This window comes from Bacillus cereus group sp. Bc031, assembly GCF_027716265.1.
GTDB lineage: Bacteria > Bacillota > Bacilli > Bacillales > Bacillaceae_G > Bacillus_A > Bacillus_A paranthracis.
The window spans coordinates 1-2,489 of record NZ_JAQFUL010000182.1; the positions used below are offsets into that span (position 1 = coordinate 1).

Here is a 2,489-nt window from a genome sequence, read left to right on the forward strand (position 1 = left end):
TCCTTAAGATTTTCAATTTTTTCTAGTTCCTGTACACTTTGCTCAACAATCATTTCTAACATTTGGTTTGCAGTCATACTTTTCATCCTCCTTGTATTTAAAAAAGATTTATAGGAAAATAAAAAGGCATATGTTCTGTGTGCAGATTCAAAGATGTAGGTGCTCCCTGGGCAATAGGGAGTGCCTTTTTATTTGTCCTTTATCTTAAAACATTTGTTTTAATGTATTTTGAACGTTCAAATTTATTAAATAGGTCTTTGTTTTCTGTACGTCCAAGAAGAATATTACCTTTGAAATTAACGAAGTCTTTTTTATCTCTACTTGTAGCCCAAGCTACTTCTGGATTTAAGATATATACGTTTGTATTTCCTACTTTACCAATAGCGATCAATCCGTTTTCTTCTAGACATGAAATTGCTCTAAATATCGTTGTTCTTGATTTTCCAGTAACCTCTTCTAAAATTTTATGTGAGGCCATTATGCTATTGCTATTAACATCCATATTTTCTATAAAGAACATGTAAAGTTGTCCTGCAACTGCATTTTCGGAAATGATATAGGCTAATGCTTTTGTTCCTAAACCTCTACTGATTTGTATGAAATTCTTGTTCTTTTGGCTTTCTTTCGCTCTTTTAGCTTCTAGGGCTTCACTAGCACTATCAAAAATTTCAGCATCTTCTAAGGCTACGTATTTAACTTCTGTATCTTTTTCTTTTCCTGCAAACATATGTAACCTCCCACTATACATTAATGTGTAGTTTTTGAAACAACATGTTTCATGTCCTAATTTTACCATCTGTAATTTATCATTGCAACAACTCGTTTCAAAAAAGAAACAGAAAGTTGCAACTATGTTGCACTACATGAAACATTAATGTAAACTCTCATGAAACATACTAAACTCTAAAACTATTGATATTACTACATTTTTACCAATTCCCCTTCTATATCTATATAAGTGGCTTTCCATAATACAAGGGTCGAGTAGTATTTTTTGCCCTTGTATTATGGAATTCGGCGGGAGCTGGTATGTCGCCAAGCCGAACAGACCAAAAACAAGGGGAACAATAACAAAAAATTTTTATAAGAGTTACACGTTTGTAATAACAAAAAGATAATTTCTTATAAAATGCAGAAAAAAAGGATCCTTGTGAAAAAGATCCTTTTTAGTTTATGTTTGTTATATTTTTAGGTTTGTACATTTAACATCAAATGAACAAAGAAAAACACCTCTTTAAAAAGAGATGTTTTCTTGCAAAAGGATCTTATAAAGTAAAGGAAAGGTATTTCTTTTGGTATTTTGTATTCTTGTAATAATCGTATAGTATGTTTATATAAAATAAATAATATATAGTTATTTTTAAATTATAAAAGATGACCTTTTTAAGTGATCTTTTATAATTTAATGGGTTTAACTAGTAAGAAAGCTTGTGTATATTCGTTAAGCTTATACTTTTTCTTATATTTGATTCTGGTTCTTTATACCAAAATATATGAAAAGGTTTTTTGTTTATATCAAGCAAAGTTTTTTATTATGCAATAGTTAAGTGGAATTGTATAGATAGAAACCTGTGGTGAAAACAAGGAGATTTAAAACCAACTCCAACAATTTCTTTTTTTTCTACAGCAAGTACAAGGTTTTTTTTCTTTTTTGTCTGTATCACAACAATCTGGATATCCAGGATCTATGACCTCATGTATCGTTTTTTCCTCATAAACATGACGTGGAACATATTGTATGTGCTCTCTATTAATATGAATAATAGGATGAACATATATTACTTCTTTTTCTATATAGGTGTCTTTAATAATATATTTAGGGTCACAATAAATACGTTCATTACAGTTGTTTTGATTCACTTCTATTCCCCCTTTATTTATAGCTATAGTATTCCATACAGGTTCAATTTTGTTTGTACGTTTGTCCTATGTTGTATAGAAAGTTTAGATGGAGAAGAAATATGTTGTACAGTTCAAATATGGAATAGATCAAATGTATCTGTTTTTTACTATGGATGAGTTGAACTTTAATAAGATGCGACTTTTTATTTCTGAATGTAAACTTTTATTGAATATTTTCATATAAAAAATGCACGTTCTAGCGAAAATTTGAATTTTTATGTTAATGTCTGAATGTTTGTCAATATCTTGGAGGGGTACCATATATTATTTCGTTTTCAGTTTTTTGTTTTGGCATATTATCACCTTTCTCCTATATATTAGACCAAAAGGTCAAAAAAAATTAGACCAAAAAGTATAAAAAATTAGACCAAAGAAAATGCCCTTCAATAGCTATATATCAGCTTAAAATCTACTTTTTACCCCCTGCTTACTCTTTTCTATATATTTAAGGCGATAAATATCGCCTTAAATATATTCTTTTTTCATTTTTTTTAGAGGGCTTTCCACAATGCAATAGTCGAGTAGTATTTTTTGAGAAAACCACTCAAAAAATCTCCACTCTTTTGCTATTGCATAGTGAAATTCGG

2 protein-coding genes are annotated in these 2,489 nt (G+C 29.4%); both read right to left on the reverse strand.

Translation table 11 applies throughout. The annotated features are described in order from the left end of the window. Window positions 1-199: 199 nt before the first annotated feature. Window positions 200-727, reverse strand: a complete 528-nt coding sequence (locus PDQ33_RS28670) for a replication/maintenance protein RepL (protein WP_061130334.1) — start codon at window positions 725-727, stop codon at window positions 200-202. An 863-nt stretch (window positions 728-1,590) separates the two neighbouring features. Continuing rightward, entirely contained in the window at window positions 1,591-1,860 is a 270-nt protein-coding gene (locus PDQ33_RS28675) for a hypothetical protein (RefSeq protein WP_061130332.1), read from the reverse strand. Window positions 1,861-2,489: the final 629 nt, after the last annotated feature.

What these genes read in the sequence shown, in the direction of transcription:
- PDQ33_RS28670 (WP_061130334.1), bottom strand. Translation starts at nt 727, where the DNA reads ATGTTTGCAGGAAAAGAAAAAGATACAGAAGTTAAATACGTAGCCTTA.